2 protein-coding genes (1 of these 2 cut by a window edge) are annotated in these 19,113 nt (G+C 63.3%); both read left to right on the top strand.

Translation table 11 applies throughout. The features are described 5' to 3' along the window. A protein-coding gene (locus AK821_RS15375; protein ID WP_064390460.1) for a non-ribosomal peptide synthetase crosses the window boundary here: on the top strand, positions 1 to 1,273 show its end. It extends 11,744 nt beyond the left edge of the window; 1,273 of the gene's 13,017 nt are visible here — the last part of the coding sequence; its start codon lies beyond the left edge, outside the window; its stop codon occupies positions 1,271 to 1,273. Next, on the top strand, positions 1,270 to 19,113 hold the full coding sequence (locus AK821_RS15370; protein WP_064390459.1) for a non-ribosomal peptide synthase/polyketide synthase: 17,844 nt from the start codon (positions 1,270 to 1,272) through the stop codon (positions 19,111 to 19,113). Before AK821_RS15375 ends, AK821_RS15370 begins: the two co-directional genes overlap by 4 nt.

Raw genomic sequence — 19,113 nt, 5'->3', positions numbered from 1 at the left:
GGTCAACGAACATGCCGGTGTGGTCAACCGCTTGCTGTGGATGCAGGACGCTTATCGCCTGACGGCTGCCGATTCGGTGTTGCAGAAAACTCCGTTCAGTTTCGACGTGTCGGTTTGGGAGTTCTTCTGGCCGTTGATGACCGGCGCGCGGCTGGTCATGGCGCGGCCCGACGGGCACAAGGATCCGCAATACCTGAGCGAAGTGATCGAGCGTGAACACATCACCACGCTGCACTTTGTGCCGTCGATGCTCGACGTGTTCCTCGCCAACAGCGACACCGCGCGCTGCGACGGCGTGCGTCGGGTGATGTGCAGCGGTGAGGCGCTGCCGGGCAGTCTGGTGCGGCGTTTCAAACTCCAGTTAACGGGCAGCGAGTTGCATAACCTCTACGGCCCGACTGAAGCCGCCGTCGATGTCACTGCGTGGAACTGCGCCGGGCCTATCGAACAGACTCCGGACAACACGCCGATCGGCAAACCGATCGCCAACACCCGCCTGTACATCCTCGATGCGCAACAGCAACCGGTGCCGCAAGGCGTAGTCGGTGAGTTGTACATCGGCGGCGTGCAGGTGGCGCGGGGGTATCTGAACCGACCTGAGCTGAATGCCGAGCGCTTCCTCGACGATCCGTTCCAGGCCAACGGGCGGATGTACCGCACCGGTGACGTCGCGCGCTATCGGGCGGACGGCAACATCGAGTACCTGGGCCGCAACGATGATCAGGTGAAGATTCGCGGCCTGCGCATTGAACTGGGCGAAATTCAGGCACGGCTTGCCCGGATCGAAGGTGTGCAGGAGGCCGTGGTGGTCGCCCGCGAAGACGTGCCGGGCGACAAACGTCTGGTCGCGTATTACACCGGTGAACGGCTGGAAATCGACGTATTGCGCAGTCATTTGCTCGAGCACTTGCCGGATTACATGGTGCCTGCCGTGTTCGTGCATCTCGACGCTTTGCCGCTGAGCCCCAACGGCAAACTCGACCGCAAAGCACTGCCGGCGCCGGATCAGCAATCGCTGAAAGCACGCGAATACGAAGCCCCGGTCGGTGAAGTCGAAATCACCCTCGCACGGCTCTGGGCCGAACTGCTCAACGTTGAACGGGTAGGGCGTCACGACCACTTTTTTGAGCTGGGCGGTCACTCGCTGCTGGCGGTCAGTCTGATCGGCCGGCTGCGTCAGGAAGGCATGGAAGCCGACGTCAGGGCGTTGTTTGAACAACCGACCCTGGCCGGCTACGCCGCAATTACCGAAAGAATGGAGATCGTCCTGTGAATGTGCTCGAACTGTTGGCAACCCTGAAGGCAAAAGACATTCAGTTGGCGGTGACCGATGAGCAATTGCGCGTCAATGGCAACAAACAGGCGTTGAGCGACCCAGCGCTGCTGGCCGCGCTGCGTGAGCACAAACCGGCGTTGATCGAACTGATCAAGGCCGGCCAATATTCTGCCACCCGCGTCGGCCAGATCGATGTACCGGCCAACGGCATTCTTCCCGGCACTACGCACATCACCCCAGCGATGGTGACCCTGGCTGAAGTCGATCAGCCAACCCTCGACCGCTTGATTGCCGAGGTACCGGGCGGCGCCGCCAATGTGCAGGACATCTATCCCCTGGCGCCGTTGCAGGAAGGCATTCTCTATCACCACGCCAGCAATGAGCAGGGCGATCCGTACGTCATGCAATCGTACTTCGCGTTCAGCAGCCGTGAGCGCTTGCAGGATTTCGCCGAGGCGTTGCAAAAGGTCATCGATCGCCACGACATCCTGCGCACGGCGGTGCATTGGGAGGGGCTGGACGTGCCGCTGCAAGTGGTCTGGCGCCAGGCGCAGCTGCCGATGGAAGAAGTCGCGGTGGACGCCAGCGAAAGCGCTGTGCTGCTGCAATTGCACGAGCGCTTCGATGCGCGGCATTTCCGTCTCGACGTCAAGTACGCACCGATGATGCGTCTGGCCTACGCGTGGGATGAGGACGGCCAGCGTGTGGTCGCGACGTTGTTGTTCCATCACATGGCGCTGGACCACTCGGCGCTCGATGTAGTGCGTCACGAACTGCTCGCCTGCCTCACCGGCCAGGATCAATCGCTCGGGCGCCCCGTGCCATTTCGCAATTACGTCGCGCAAGCACGGCTGGGCATCAGCGAAGCCGAGCACGAGGCGTTTTTCCGCGAGATGCTCGCGGACATTGCCGAGCCGACGTTGCCCTATGGCTTGCAGGATGTGCAGGGCGACGGCCTCGGTATCGCCGAGCTGAGCCTGCCGGTCGATCCGCTGCTCGGCCAGCGTCTGCGCGCGCAGGCGCGGCAGCTTGGCGTGAGTGCCGCGAGCTTGTTCCATCTGGGCTGGGCGCAGGTGTTGGCGGTGGTCACCGGCAAGCAGAATGTGGTCTTCGGTACGGTACTAATGGGGCGCATGCAAGGCGCCGAAGCCACCGAACGGGCGCTGGGGATCTTCATCAACACCTTGCCGCTGCGGGTCGATGTCGATGCGCAAGGCGTGCGTGCAGCGGTGGAGGCGACCCACAAACGCCTGACCACGCTGATGCGTCACGAACACGCGCCGCTGGCGCTGGCACAGCGTTGCAGTGGTGTGGTCGCGCCGACGCCGTTGTTCAGTGCCTTGCTCAATTACCGTCACAGCCACACGGCGGCGACCGCGAGTGCCGAGACCCTGGCTGCCTGGGAAGGCATCAGCACGATCAGCTCCGAAGAACGCACCAACTACCCACTGACCCTGAGCGTCGATGATTTCGGCGATGCGTTCAGCCTGACATTACTGGCCACTACCGAGGTCGAACCACAGCGCCTCTGCGGTTACCTGCACTGCGCCCTGGAAAGTCTGGTACTCGCGCTGGAACAGGCGCCGGACACCGCGCTCAATCAACTGCCGATTCTGCCGGCGGCAGAGCGCGAGCAGGTGCTGCTAGCGTTCAATGCCACTTACGCCAACTACCCGACGACGTTGACCATCGCCCAACGTTTCGAGGCACAAGTGGCGCAGCGGCCCGAAGCCGTGGCTGCGCAATACCTCGGTGAGCAATTGAGTTATGCCGAACTCAACCGGCATGCCAACGCGCTGGCCCATCATCTGATCGCGCTCGGGGTCAAGCCTGATGATCGCGTCGCCATCGTCGCCCGGCGTGGCCTCGATACGCTGGTCGGGCTAGTGGCGATTCTCAAGGCGGGCGCCGGTTATGTGCCGGTCGACCCGGCGCACCCGGCCGAGCGTCTGCACTACTTGCTCAGCGATAGCGCCCCTGTCGCCGTGCTGATTCAGAACACTTTGCGTGAGCGTTTGCCGGCGCTGACGGTGCCGGTGATCGATCTCGACCCGTTGACCTGGCCGCTCAGCGAGACCCTTGACCCGCAGGTGCCGGGTCTGACCGCCGCCCATCTGGCCTACGTGATCTACACCTCCGGTTCCACCGGCCTGCCCAAAGGCGTGATGGTCGAACACCGCACCTTGTCGAATCTGGTCGATTGGCATTGCAGTGCATTTGATCTGTGCGCCGGTCGCCACACCTCAAGCCTTGCCGGCTTCGGTTTCGACGCCATGGCCTGGGAGGTCTGGCCGGCATTGTGCGCTGGCGCGACCCTGCACCTGGCACCGACTCACGAAGGCAGCGAAGACATCGATGCATTGCTCGACTGGTGGCGCGCGCAGCCACTGGACGTGAGTTTTCTGCCGACGCCCGTGGCCGAATACGCCTTCAGCCAGAACCTCGAACACCCGACGCTGCGCACACTGCTGATTGGTGGCGACCGCTTGCGCCAGTTCAGCCGCAACCAGCAGTTCGACGTGATCAACAACTACGGCCCGACCGAAGCCACCGTGGTCGCGACCTCCGGGCGAATCGAGGCGGGTGACGCTTTGCATATCGGCAAACCGGTAACCAATGCCACGGTGTACCTGCTCGATGAACAGCAGCGTCCGGTGCCGATTGGCGTCATGGGTGAGTTGTACGTCGGTGGTGCGGGGGTCGCGCGTGGTTATTTGAATCGCGCCGAGCTGAGCGCCGAACGCTTCCTTCATGACCCGTTCAGCACTTCGCTGAATGCGCGCATGTATCGCACCGGCGACCTCGCACGCTGGCGCGCCGACGGCACGATTGACTACCTGGGGCGTAACGACGATCAGGTGAAAATCCGCGGCGTACGCATCGAGCTTGGCGAAACCGAACCCCGCCTCAATCAGTTGCCCGGCATTCAGGAGGCCGTGCTGCTGGCCCGCGAAGATGAACCGGGCCAGCCGCGTCTGGTGGCGTATTTCACCGAGCAGAGCCAGGTCGAACCGCTGGCCGTGGCCGAGCTGCGCGCGCATCTGTTGACCCAGTTGCCGGACTACATGGTGCCGGTGGCCTTCGTCAAACTAGACGCACTGCCGTTGACCGCCAATGGCAAGGTCGACCGCAAGGCCCTGCCAAAACCCGAGCGCGCGGCGTTATTCACCCGCGAATACGAAGCACCGCACAACGAGCTGGAAAGCGCCTTGGCGCAGATCTGGGCGCAGGTGCTGCACGTCGAGCGAGTAGGGCGTCAGGATCACTTCTTCGAACTCGGCGGCCATTCACTGTTGGCCATGCGCATGGTGTCCCAGGTTCGGCAGCGCCTTGGCGTCGAACTGGCGCTGGGTGATTTGTTTGCCAACGCCGAACTGGCGGCGGTCGCCGAGGCCGTGGCGCAGGCCGGGCGCAGCACGCAACCGGAGATTGTCGCGGTGGTCCGCGACGGCGCCTTGCCGCTGTCGTTCGCTCAGCAACGCTTGTGGTTTCTGGCGCAGATGGAAGGTGCCAACACCGCGTACAACATTCCCATCGGCCTGCGTCTGCGTGGCAGTCTCAATGAACAAGCCCTGCAACAGGCCTTGGCGCGCATCGTCGCGCGGCATGAAACCCTGCGCAGCCGTTTCGCCCAGTACAACGATGCAGCGCAAGTGCTGATCGCCCCGGTCGACAGCGGTCTGCTGCTGCGCGTTGAAGACCTGCGCCAGCTCCCGCAAGCCGACGAGACCTTAGCGGCACTGATTCAGGGTGAAGCCTCGGGGCCGTTCGATTTACAGGACGATGCGCTGATTCGCGGACGGCTGGTGCGGCTGGCCGACGATCATCATGTGCTGTTGCTGACCCTCCATCACATCATCTCCGATGGCTGGTCGATGGGGGTTTTGACCCGTGAACTGATGGCGTTGTATCAGGCCTTCAGCCATGGCCAGCCAGATCCGCTACCGCCGCTGACGCTGCAATACACCGATTACGCGGTGTGGCAGCGGCGCTGGCTCAGCGGTGAGGTGCTGCAGCGCCAAAGTGAATACTGGCAACAGACCCTGGCCGGCGCGCCGGCGCTGTTGACGCTGCCGACTGACCGCGTGCGCCCGGCGCAGCAGGATTACGCCGGCAGTACCGTCGACGTGGTGCTCGACGAACGCCTGAGTGCCGGACTCAAGGCCTTGGCCCAGCGTCACGGCGTGACCATGTACATGCTCATGCTCAGTGCCTGGGCGAGTCTGTTGAGTCGGTTGTCCGGGCAATCCGAAGTGGTCATCGGTTCGCCGGTGGCCAACCGCACGCGGGCTGAGATCGAAGGCCTGATCGGCATGTTCGTCAACACGCTGGCCTTGCGTATCGATACCTCGGGCGAGTTGAGCAGCGAAGCGCTACTGGCGCAGGTCAAAGCGCGGACGCTGGATGCGCAGGCGCACCAGGACCTGCCGTTCGAACAAGTGGTGGAAATCACCAAGCCTGCGCGCAGCATGGCGCACAGTCCGTTGTTTCAGGTGATGTTCAGTTGGGACAGCGGCCATGGCGCCGGTCTGAGTCTCGGCGCCCTGACCCGGGAAAGCGTCGCCGAACCGAGCCACTTCGCCAAGTTCGATCTGTCGCTGACGCTGGCAGACGCGCCGGGCGGGATTCGTGGTGTGCTGGAGTACGCGATTGCCCTGTTCGACGAAGCAACCATTGAACGTTATGTCGGCTACTTCCAGCGACTGTTGCAGGCCATGGTCAGAAACGATCAAGCGGTGCTGGAGCGGGGGGCATTGTGGGACGACGACGAGCGCCAGCGTCTGCTGGTGGATCGGATCGCAGCCGCCGTCATCCACGATCTTGAGCAGACCGTTCACGGCCGCTTCGAAGCGCAGGTCTTGCGCACGCCTGACGCTGACGCGGTGGTGGCCGGTGAGCAGTGTTTGAGCTATGCCGAGTTGAACCGCCGCGCCAACCGCCTCGCGCATCACTTGCGCCAGTGCGGCGTGGGCTGCGATTCGCGGGTGGCAATCTGCGTCGAGCGCGGGCCTGAGCTGCTGGTCGGTCTGCTGGCGATTCTCAAGGCTGGCGGTGCTTATGTGCCGCTGGACCCGGGATATCCCGCCGAGCGTCTGGCTTACATGCTTGAGGACAGCGCGCCAGTGGCTGTGTTGGTGCATGCACCGACGCGCGCGCTGATCGGCGAGTGGGCCGGCGTGTTGGTCGATTTCGACCAGTGCACCTGGCGAGACCTTGCGCAAAGCAATCCGCAGGTACCGGGCCTGAGCGCCGCGAACCTGGCTTATGTGATTTACACCTCCGGTTCCACCGGCACACCGAAAGGCGTGATGGTCGAGCACCGCAACCTGGGCAATTTGCTGCACTGGAGCGCCAGCCTGTGTCCGCTGGCGACCGGCGCTGCGCTGTTGCAGAAAACCCCGTTGAGTTTCGATGCTTCCGTCTGGGAGCTGTTCTGGCCGTTGACCTGCGGCATGCGCCTGGTCCTCGCCGGCCCGGACGATCATCGTGATCCCGCCGCGCTGGTGCAGCTGATTCGTCAGCAACAAATCAATGTCATCCAGTTCGTACCGGCGCTGTTGCAGCAATTCCTTGAAGTGGAAGAGGTCGGCGAGTGCCGTAGCCTTAGCGATGTGTTCTGCGGCGGCGGTGAGCTGACTGGTGCGTTGGTGCGCAGCGTGCGTGAACGTCTGCCGCAGGTACGCCTGCACAACGTTTATGGCCCGACCGAAGCCACCGTCGACAGCACGGTGTGGACGCTGGAGCCTGATTCGCCGGTTCTGGAGAGCACGCCGCCGATTGGCAAACCGTTGTGCAATACCCGCGTGTATGTCCTCGACGCTCATCAGCAACCGGTGCCATTCGGCGTGGTCGGCGAGATCTATCTGGGCGGTGTGCAGGTGGCGCGGGGCTTTCTGAATCGACCTGAGCTGACGGCCGAACGCTTCCTCGACGATCCGTTCAGCGATCAGCCAGGCGCGCGTTTGTACCGCACCGGCGACGTCGCACGGTATCTGGCCGATGGCAACATCGAGTACCTGGGACGCAATGACGATCAGGTCAAGATCCGTGGTTTGCGCATCGAACTGGGTGAGATTCAGGCACATCTGGCGCACATCGACGGCGTGCGTGAAGCGGCGGTGCTGGCCCGTGAAGACGTGCCGGGTGATCAGCGCCTGATCGCGTACTACAGCGGCGAGCCGTTGGACATCGATCAACTGCGCAGCGAACTGCTCAAGCACTTGCCGGACTACATGGTGCCTGCCGTGTTTGTGCATCTGCCGGCCTTGCCACTGAGTCCCAACGGCAAACTGGATCGCCAGGCCTTGCCGGCCCCTGACCCGTCGGCGCTGCTGACCCGCGCCTACGAAGCCCCGCTCGGTGAAGTCGAAACCGTCATTGCCGGTATCTGGGCCGAGGTGCTGAAGGTCGAACGGGTAGGGCGCTTTGATCACTTTTTCGAGCTGGGCGGCCATTCGTTGCTGGCGGTCAATCTGGTCGCGCGCATGCGCCGCGCCGGCCTGTCGGCGGATATTCGCGTGCTGTTCGGCCAACCGACGCTGGCCGCATTGGCAGCGGCCGTGGGCGGGGAGCCTGAAGCGGCGGTGCCGGCAAATCTTGTTCCGGCGGGTTGCGCGCGCATCACGCCTGATTTGCTGCCACTGGTGGCGCTGGATCAAGCGACCATCGACCGAGTCGTCGCGAGTGTCCCCGGCGGCGCGCGCAACGTGCAGGATATCTACCCGCTGGCGCCGCTGCAGACGGGCATCCTGTTCCATCATTTGTCGTCCGCTCAAGGTGATCCGTATGTGCTGCAAGCGCAGTTTGCCTTCGCCGATGAACAGCGATTGCAGGCCTTCACCGAAGCACTGCAACGGGTGATCGAGCGCCACGACATTCTGCGCACGTCGCTGTTCTGGGAAGGCCTTGAAGAGCCGGTGCAAGTGGTCTGGCGTCAGGCTTTGTTGAGCTGCGAGGCCTTGGCGCCGGATGCCGAAGCGGGCGATGTGCTGAGCCAGTTGCGTGGCCGATTCACCATCGATAACTATCGCATGCCGGTCGCCGAGGCACCGCTGATGCGCGTGGTGTACAGCCGTGATGTGTCCAATCAGCGTGTGGTGGCGTTGTTGCTGTTCCATCATCTGGTGATGGATCACGTGGCGCTGGAGGTGTTGCAGCATGAGATGCAGGCGTTTCTGCTGGGCAACGCAGCTCACTTGAGCGAGCCGGTGCCGTATCGCAATTACGTGGCGCACACCCAGGCCGGTCTGAGTGAGCAAGAGCACCAAAGCTTCTTCCGCGAAATGCTCGGCGCAATCGATGAACCGACCTTGCCCTACGGTCAAAATCTTGCCCATGACGGTCCCGCGCAAGAAGCGCAGTTGACGCTGGAAAACACACTCAGCCACAGCGTCCGGCAACAGGCACGGCGCTTGGGTGTCAGCGCCGCCAGCCTGATGCACCTCGCCTGGGCGCAGTTGTTGGGGCAATTGTCCGGGCGCGATGCCGTGGTGTTTGGCACGGTGTTGCTCGGCCGATTGCAGGGCGGTGAAGGCTCGGAGCGCGCGCTCGGCGTGTTCATCAACACCTTGCCGCTGTGCATCGAGCTGAACGCTCACAGCGTCAAAGGCGCCGCACTGGCGACTCATGAACGCTTGAGTCAGTTGCTGGCTCATGAACATGCGCAACTGGCGCAGGTGCAGCAATGCAGCGGCATGCCGTCCGGTACGCCGCTGTTCAGCACGCTGCTCAACTATCGTCACAGCGCCCCGGTCGGGCCGATTTCCGCCGAGGTGCAAGCGGCGTGGCACGGTATGCAATTGCTCGAGGCCGAGGAACACAGCAACTATCGCCTGACCCTCAGCGTTGACGACCTCGGCGAAGACTTCCGCCTGAAGGTATTGGCCGGGGCCGGCATTGATGCGCAGCGCATCTGCGGGTACATGCAGGGTGCGTTAAGCGTGTTGCTTGATGCGCTGGAGCACACGCCGCACGCGGGCTTTGATCGGTTGTCGATCCTGCCGGCAGCAGAGCGCGAACAGTTGCTGGTGGATTTCAATGCGACCGAAGCCGACTACCCGCGCGGGCTGACGATTGCCCAGCGCTTCGAATCGCAGGTCGCCGAGCGTCCGCAAGCGGTGGCGGCGATGTTTGCCGGGCAGCCGCTGACTTACTTGCAGCTCAATCGCCAGGCCAGTGCGTTGGCGCATCACTTGATCGCCATCGGGGTGAAAGCCGATGACCGCGTGGCCATTGTCGCCCGTCGGGGTCTGGACACACTGGTCGGGCTGGTCGCTATTCTCAAGGCCGGCGCCGGCTATGTGCCGATCGATCCGGCGCATCCCGGCGAGCGGATCAGCTATTTATTGAGTGACAGCGCGCCGGTTGCGGTGCTCACGCAAAGCGATCTGCACGAGCGACTGCCGGTGCTGAGCGTGCCAGTGATTGATGTCGACCTGTGCGCATGGCCGGCGCAGGCGCAGCACAACCCTGCGTTGCCGAACTTGAGCGCTGCGCACTTGGCGTACGTGATCTACACCTCCGGTTCGACGGGGCTGCCCAAAGGGGTCATGGTCGAGCATCAGACGCTGTCCAACCTGATCGACTGGCACTGTGAAGCATTCGACTTGCACGCCGGCAGCCACACCTCAAGCCTTGCCGGGTTTGGGTTCGATGCGATGGCGTGGGAAGTCTGGCCGGCCCTGTGTGCGGGCGCGACCTTGCACCTGGCACCGACTCACGACGGCGCTGAAGACATCGATGGACTGCTCGACTGGTGGCGTGCGCAGCCGCTGGACGTGAGCTTTTTGCCGACCCCGGTCGCCGAATATGCATTCAGCCAGAACCTCGATCACCCGACCTTGCGCACCTTGCTGATCGGTGGCGATCGCTTGCGTCAGTTCAGCCGTCAGCAGCGCTTCGCTGTGATCAACAACTACGGCCCGACTGAAGCCACCGTGGTCGCGACTTCCGGGCGTATCGACGTCGGTGCGGCGTTGCACATCGGCCAACCGGTGGCGAACGCGGCGGTTTATTTGCTCGACGAGCAGCAACGCCCGGTGCCAATGGGCGTGATGGGCGAGTTGTACGTCGGTGGCGGCGGAGTCGCTCGGGGTTATCTGAACCGCGCCGAGCTGACGGCCGAACGTTTCCTGCGCGACCCGTTCAGCCGCACGCCGAATGCACGCATGTACCGCACCGGTGACCTTGCCCGCTGGCGCGAAGACGGCTCGCTCGACTACTTGGGACGTAACGACGACCAAGTGAAAATCCGTGGCATGCGCATTGAATTGGGTGAAATCGAGACCCGCCTCAATCAGCTCACCGGGATCAACGAAGCAGTGCTGCTGGCCCGCGAGGACCTACCCGGTCAGCCGCGACTGGTGGCGTATTTCACCGAGCAGGCCGAGATCGAACCGCTGGCGGTGAGCCAATTGCGCGCACAGCTGTTGACGCAGTTGCCGGACTACATGGTGCCGACGGCGTTTGTCCGGCTCGAGGCTTTGCCGCTGACCGCCAATGGCAAGGTCGACCGCAAGGCGTTGCCGAAACCGGATCTGGCCGCACTGCCCACCCGCGAATACGTGGTGCCGCAAGGCGAGCTGGAAACCGCACTGGCGCAGATCTGGGCCGAAGTGCTGCAAGTCGGACAGGTCGGCCGTTACGATCAGTTCTTCGAACTCGGTGGCCATTCGCTGTTGGCGATGCGCATGGTCTCGCTGATCCGTCAGCGCCTCGGCGTCGAACTGGCGCTGAGTGAGCTGTTTGCCGACGCGCAATTGAGCGCAGTCGCCGAAGTATTGAGCCGCGCCGGGCGCAGCGCGCTACCGGACATTGTGCCGGCAGCGCGTGATCAAGCGCTGCCGATGTCCTTCGCCCAGCAACGCCTGTGGTTCCTGGCGCAGATGGCCGGTGGTAACTCGGCGTACAACATCCCCGTCGCCTTGCGCTTGCGCGGTCACCTCGACGTCGATGCCTTGCAAAAGGCGCTGGCGCAGATCGTGGCCCGTCCCGAAACCCTGCGCAGCCGTTTCATCCCCGTCGACGACACCGCGCAGGTGTCGATTGCCCCGGTCGACAGCGGTTTGCTCTTGCGCGTTGAAGACCTGTACCAAGACTTGCAGGCAGAGCACACCTTGCAGGCATTGATGGCGCAGGAAACCTCGACAGCGTTCGATTTGCAGAACGACTCGCTGATTCGCGGGCGGCTGGTGCGCTTGGCCGACGAGCATCATGTGCTGCTGTTGACCGTGCATCACATCGTTGCCGACGGCTGGTCGATGGGCGTACTGACCACTGAGTTGATGGCGTTGTATCAAGCGTTCCGCCAGGGACAGCCTGACCCGTTGCCAGCCCTGACCCTGCAATACGGCGACTACGCCGTGTGGCAACGGCACTGGCTCAGCGGTGAAGTGCTGCAGCGGCAAAGCCAATACTGGCAGCAGAGCCTCGATGGCGCGCCGGCCTTGTTGACGCTGCCCACCGATCACCCGCGACCGGCGCAACAGGATTACACCGGCGGCAATATCGAAGTGCTGCTGGACCCGCGCTTGAGCGCAGAGCTCAAGGCCTTGAGCCAACGTCACGGCGTAACGCTGTTCATGACCGTAATGAGCGCCTGGGCATTGCTGATGAGTCGTCTGTCCGGGCAATCCGATGTGGTGATCGGTACGCCGGTGGCCAACCGTAGCCGCGCCGAAGTCGAAGGCTTGATCGGCATGTTCGTCAACACGCTGGCCTTGCGCATCGACACCTCGGGCGCTCCGAGTGTCGAAACGCTATTGGCGCAGGTCAAGGCGCGAACACTGGAGGCGCAAGCACATCAGGATCTGCCGTTCGAACAAGTGGTGGAAATCACCCGACCGCTGCGCAGCCTGGCGCATAGCCCGTTGTTCCAGACCACGTTGAACTGGGACAGCAGCGTCGGTCCGCAATTGGCGCTGGGCGAGCTGACACTTGAGGGCGTCGCCGGTTCGGGCGATGTCGCCAAGTTTGATCTGACGCTGACACTGGGCGAGGTCAACGGTGTGATTCGCGGTTCGCTGAACTACGCCACGGCGCTGTTCGATGCGCTGACGATCGAGCGGTACATCGGGTACTTGCAGCGCTTGCTTGAAGCGATGATCAGCAGTGATCAAACGGTGTTGGAGCAGGTGCCGTTGCTGGCAGCTGATGAGCGTCAGCGCTTGCTGCGTGACTTCAACGCCACGGCGCGCGATTACCCGCAAACACTGACCGTGCACGGTGTTTTCCAGCAGCAGGCAGCGGCGCATCCCAAAGCGGTGGCGGCGGTGCATGGTGCGCATTCGCTGAGCTACTTTGAGCTGAATGCCCAAGCCAACCGTTTGGCCCATCACCTGATCGCTCACGGCGTGCAAACGGGCGACCACGTGGCGATCCTGCTGCCGCGTTCGCTGGAACTGCTGGTGGCGCAACTGGCCATTGCCAAGTGTGCGGCGGCGTACGTGCCGCTGGACATCAATGCGCCGAGCGAACGCCAGGCGTTCATGGTCGAGGACTGTCAGGCAGTGGCGCTGTTGACCTTGAGCAGTGAAATCATCGCCTACGCCGCGCCGCGCATCGATCTCGACACGCTGACCCTCAACGGCCAGCCGACGCACAATCCGAATCTTGTGCAGTCCTCCGAGACGCTGGCGTACATCATGTACACCTCCGGTTCCACCGGCACGCCGAAAGGGGTGATGGTGCCGCACCGGGGCATTGGGCGGTTGGTGCTCAACAACGGATACGCCGATTTCACTGCGCAGGATCGTGTGGTGTTCGCCTCGAACCCTGCGTTCGACGCCAGCACCATGGACATCTGGGCGCCGCTGCTCAACGGCGGTCGCGTGGTGGTCATCGACCATCAAACCCTGCTTGATCCGAATGCCTTCGGCCGTGAACTGAGTGCCAGCGGCGCGACGATCCTGTTTGTCACCACCGCGCTGTTCAACCAGTACGTGCAACTGATTCCGCAGGCGCTCAAGGGCCTGCGGATTCTGCTGTGCGGCGGTGAGCGTGGCGATCCGGCGGCGTTCCGGCGACTGCTGGCCGAGGCCCCGGCATTGCGCATCGTGCATTGCTACGGCCCGACCGAAACCACCACTTACGCGACAACCTTTGAGGTGCGCGAGGTGGCGGAAAATGCCGAAAGCGTGCCGATTGGCGGCCCCATCGGCAACACGCAGGTGTACGTGCTCGACGCGTATCAGCAACCGGTGCCGATGGGTGTGACCGGCGAGCTGTACATCGGCGGGCAGGGCGTGGCGCTGGGTTACCTGAACCGGCCGGATCTGAGCGCCGAGAAATTCCTCCGCGATCCGTTCAGCGAAACACCGGGTGCGCTGCTCTACCGCACCGGCGACCTCGCGCGCTGGCTGGCGCCGGGGCAACTCGACTGCATCGGCCGCAACGACGATCAGGTGAAGATCCGTGGCTTTCGCATCGAACTGGGGGAAATCGAAAACCGCCTGCTGAACTGCCCGGGGATCAAGGAAGCGGTAGTGCTGGCGCGCCGCGACGGTCAGGACGCCACGCGTCTGGTGGCGTACTACACGGCGCACGATGGCGTCTTGGACAGCGCCGAACTGCACGCGCAGTTGCACGCTCGACTGCCGGAATACATGGTGCCCACCGCATGGGTGCAACTCGATGTCTTGCCATTGAACAACAACGGCAAGGTCGACCGCAAGGCACTGCCGGCGCCGACCCAGGAAGCGCTGCTCAGTCGGGTTTACGAGGCACCGGCCAATGCACTGGAAACCCGCCTTGCACGGGTCTGGGCCGAGGTGTTGCAGGTCGAACAGGTTGGTCGCCACGACAACTTCTTCGAACTCGGTGGTCATTCATTGTTGGCGATGCGCATGTTGTCCCAGGTGCGTCAGCAGTTGGGCGTGGAACTGGCGCTGGCCGATCTGTTTGCCAACCCGGAGCTGGCGGCGGTCGCTCAGGTCCTGGGTCAGGCCGAACGCAGCACCTTGCCCGAGATTCTGCCGGCACCGCGAGATCAGGCGCTGCCGCTGTCGTTCGCCCAGCAACGCTTGTGGTTCCTCGCACAGATGGACGGCGGCAACACCGCCTACAACATTCCTCTGGGCTTGCACCTGCGTGGCCGACTCGACGCCGTGGCCCTGCAACGGGCATTGGCGCGAATCGTTGCGCGCCACGAAACCCTGCGCAGCCGTTTCGCGCAATTCAACGACGAAGCCCAGGTACTGTTTGCCCCGGTCGACAGTGGCCTGCCGCTGATCGAGGAAGATTGGCGGCAACAGCCGCAGACCGACGAGGCCTTGCGCACATTGCTCGAAAGGGAAGCGCGCGGGCCGTTCAATTTGCAGGATGAGCCGCTGATTCGTGGACGTCTGGTACGTCTGGCCGATGATCACCATGTGCTGTTGCTGACGATGCACCACATCATCTCCGACGGCTGGTCGATGGGCGTGCTGACCCGCGAACTGATGGCGCTGTATCAGGCGTTCAGCCATGGCGAGGAGGATCCGCTGCCGCCGCTGACCGTGCAATACGCCGACTACGCGGTGTGGCAACGGCGCTGGCTGAGCGGTGAGGTGTTGCAGCGTCAAAGCGATTACTGGCAGCACACGCTGGCCGGTGCGCCGGCGTTGCTGAGCCTGCCGACTGACCGTCCGCGTCCGGCACAACAGGATCACCACGGCGGCAGTGTCGAAATCGTGCTGGACGAGCAGACCAGCGTCGGTCTCAAGGCGTTGTGTCAGCGTCACGCCGTGACGCCGTACATGGTCATCATGAGTGCCTGGGCGATGTTGCTGGCTCGCTTGTCCGGACAGTCCGATGTGGTGGTCGGCTCGCCGGTGGCCAACCGCACTCGCGCCGAGATCGAGGGGCTGATCGGCATGTTCGTCAACACGCTGGCTCTGCGTATCGATACCTCGGGCGATCTGACAGGCGCAGCGCTGCTGGCGCGGGTCAAGGCGCAGACCTTGGCGGCGCAGGCGCATCAGGATCTGCCGTTCGAACATGTGGTGGAAATCACTCGACCGTTACGCAGCCTTTCTCATACACCGTTGTTCCAGACTCTGCTGAGCTGGGACAGCAGCGTTGCGCCCGCTTTGGCACTGGGCGGCCTGACGCTGGAAGGCGTCGCTGGGGAAAATCACTTTGTGAAGTTCGACCTGTCGTTGAGCCTCGGTGAAACTCTGCAAGGGGTTCGCGGCTCGTTGCGCTATGCGACGGCGTTGTTCGATGAGTCGACGGTGCGTCGTTTTGTCGGTTACTTCCAGCGTTTGCTGGCGGCGTTGGTCAGTGATGATCAGGCTGTGTTGGCGCAAGTCGGGCTGCTGGCGGCGGATGAGCAGCAACGCCTGCTCGGCGAATTCAATGCGACGGCGGTTGATTGCCCGGTCGAGGAGCCGATTCAGAGCCTGTTCGAAGCGCAGGTGCAGCGTCAGCCGGATGCCATTGCCGTGCAGATCGGCGAACACAGCCTGACTTATCGCGAACTGAATGCCCGCGCCAACCGTCTTGCGCATCATCTGCGCGAGCAGGATGTGGGGCCGGATGCGCGGGTGGCGCTGTGCGTCGAGCGTGGACTTGATCTGGTGGTGGGTTTGCTCGGCATTCTCAAGGCCGGTGGCGCTTATGTGCCGCTGGATCCGGCTTATCCGGCGGAGCGCCTCGACTACATGCTCAGGGACTGCGCGCCGGTGGCAGTGCTGGTGCAGACGGCGACCCGATCGCTGTTCGCCGCGACCGATGCGCTGCTGATCGACTTTGATCAATGCACTTGGCATGACCAGGCAGACAGCAATCCGCAGGTGCCCGGTCTGAATGCTTCGAATCTGGCGTACATGATCTACACCTCGGGTTCGACCGGCACACCAAAAGGCGTGATGCTTGAACACCGTGGCCTGTGCAATCTGGTGTATTGGGGCTCGCAGATCTGCCCGCCGACCACAGACGGCGCGCTGTTGCAGAAAGCGCCTTTCAGTTTCGACGGGTCGGTGTGGGAGTTCTTCTGGCCGCTGACGGCGGGGGTGCGGCTGGGATTGGCACGGCCGGGCGGTCACCGGGAACCGGCGTATCTGGCGCAAGTCATTCGTCAGCAACGCATTACGGTGGTCAAGTTTGTGCCGGCGTTGTTGCAGCAGTTTGTTGAACTGCAGGACGTCAGTGAATGCACCAGCCTCACCGATGTGTTCTGTGGTGGCGGCGAACTCACGGCGGCACTGGCCGCTGCTGTGCGCCAGCACCTGCCGTGGGTGCGCCTGCATAACGTGTATGGCCCGACCGAGGCCACGGTCGACAGCACGGCGTGGACGCTGGAACCGCACATGCCGGTGCCATTATCTGAATTGCCAATCGGCAAGGCTATCTGTAACACCCGACTGTATGTGCTCGATGCACACGATCAGGCTGTGCCGCACGGCGTTATTGGCCAGTTGCACATTGGCGGTATCGGCGTGGCACGCGGTTACAGGGGACTGCCGCAGATGCAGGCCGAGCGCTTTATCGACAGCCCGTTCGTAGCCGGTGATCGCTTGTACCGCACTGGCGATCTAGTGCGTTACCGCGCCGACGGTAACCTCGAATTCCTCGGGCGTAACGACTTCCAGGTCAAGCTGCACGGCTTGCGTCTGGAACTCGGTGAAATCGAAGCGCGGTTGATTCAGCACCCGCAGGTGCGCGAGGTGGTGGTGCTGATGCGCGACGAGCGACTGGTCGCCTATTTCACTGCGGTTGATCGCCGTGCTGTGCCGGCGATCGATACGCTGCGCGCGTTCGTCCTCGAGCAGTTGCCCGAATACATGGTACCGGGCGCGTTTGTTGCGCTCGACGTCTTGCCGTTGAGTCCCAACGGCAAGATCGACCGCCAGGCGCTGCCGGCACCAGGCCTCGACGCCGTGCTCAGCCGGCACTACGAAGCGCCTCAAGGTGAGGTCGAAACCTTGCTGGCGCGGGTCTGGAGTGAGGTGCTGAATGTCGAGCAGGTTGGACGTCACGACAACTTCTTCGAATTGGGCGGGCATTCATTGCTGGCGATGCGTCTGGTCAACGTGCTGCAGCGGGCGGGGCAACAAGTGACGCTGGCGGAGCTGTTCCAGCGGCCGAGCATCGAGGCGCTGGCCGCGCTGCTCAGTCAGCGCAGTGGTGTGCCCGAGCAGCCGGAAGGACTGGTCGTGGTGCGACCGGGCGAGGGCGGCAATGCGCTGTTCCTGATCCATGAATTCAGCGGTCGGGATGTGTATTTCCCGGCATTGGGGATGCACATCGAGGGGCAGTTTCCGATTTACGGTTTGCCCGGTGTGCCGTTGGGGCAGCCGCAATTGCGCACCCTTGAATGCATGGCGGCGCGGATGGTCGGGATCATGCGCTCGGTGCAGCCGCACGGGCCTTACCGTCTGGCCGGGTGGTCGTTTGGTGGCTTGCTGGCCTATGAAATCGCACAGCAATTGCTCGGTCTCGACGAGGCGGTGGCGTTTGTCGGCCTGCTCGATACCTACGCCCCGCACTCGGCCAGCCAGGATAAAACCCGCTGGAGCGGCGAGCATCGTGACAAGCGTCAATTGCTCGAACATTGTCGGGCGCGTTCGCAGATGCTTGGTGAACAAGGGCTGCAAGCGTTGGCTGATGTCGAAAGGCTTGAGGCTGAAGTCGAACTCATCGCGTTCGATGAACTGTTCCAGCGCTGCTGCGAACAGCAATTGCCTGACCCGGAACTGGCCGCACTGAGCGCAGCAGATGCCTGGAGTTACTTTGACCGTGAGGCCGCTCATGGCCTGGCGCTGGCGCATTATCGGGTCAGCCCGGCCAGCCAACCGGTGCACTTGTTCCGCGCTCAGTCACTGATGCCGGGGCAGGCACAGCCGAGTCCGACCCGTGGTTGGGAGAACAAGGTCGGCAGCGGTTTGCTGCGCTGCATCGATGTGCCGGGGGATCACCGCAGCATGATGAAAAAACCGGATATCCAGGCACTCGGCCAGGCCTTGAGTCAGGCCATGGCCGCTGCGCAGGCCCCGCAACCACAGGCTTATCAACCCATGTTGACGATCCAGAGCGGGCACGCCGGGCATGCGCCGATCTTCTGCGTGCCGGGGGCGGGCGACAGTGTCACCGGGTTCATTCACCTGACCGAAGCACTGGGCCCGGAATGGCCGATTTTCGGTCTGCAACCGCGCGGGCTCGATGGCAGTGGCGTGCCGCACAGTTCGGTGGAAGCGGCGGCGAAGTGTTATCTGCACGCCGTCGAACAGCTGTGTCCGCAAGGCCCGGTGCACCTGATCGGCCATTCGTTCGGCGGCTGGGTCGCGCATGCCATGGCGGCGCAGTTGCAGGCGACGGGGCGTGAAGTGGCGTCCTTGACCCTGATTGACAGCGAAGCACCCGGTGGCAACGGCACGGCGGGCAAACCGTATACGACGACCGCCGCGCTGGAGCGTTTGATCGAGACGTTGCAACTGTCCAGCGGCAAGTCGTTGGGCATCGATCCGCTGGTGTTCGCCGAGGCTGACGACGCTACGCAAATGTCCCTGCTGCACGAGGGCATGGTGCGCGCCGGTGTGTTGTCTGCGCGTTCGTCAGCGCAGGCGATGCACGGCCCGGTACGCACTTTTGCCACGGCACTGCGCACGGTCTATCAACCGCAACTGGCCTACACCGGCCCAGTGCGGCTGGCGCTGGTCGATGACCCGACGCTGGATTCGTGGGGCAATCAGCGCGAGCAGGCGGCGATGGTTGAAGGGTGGCAGCGCCAGGTCGCGGATCTGGTGGTGTGGTACGGGCCGGGCAACCATTTCACGATTCTCAAGGCGCCCAACGTCTTCAGTTTCGCAGCGTGGTGGCATGACGGCCGGAAAGTGCCAGCGGGCGAAATATTGTCCTGA

This window comes from Pseudomonas sp. RIT-PI-r, from assembly GCF_001297015.1.
In the GTDB taxonomy this organism is placed as follows: Bacteria; Pseudomonadota; Gammaproteobacteria; order Pseudomonadales; family Pseudomonadaceae; genus Aquipseudomonas.
The sequence above is the reverse complement of the archived record's forward strand: the minus strand, read 5'-3'. Positions and strand labels throughout refer to the sequence as shown.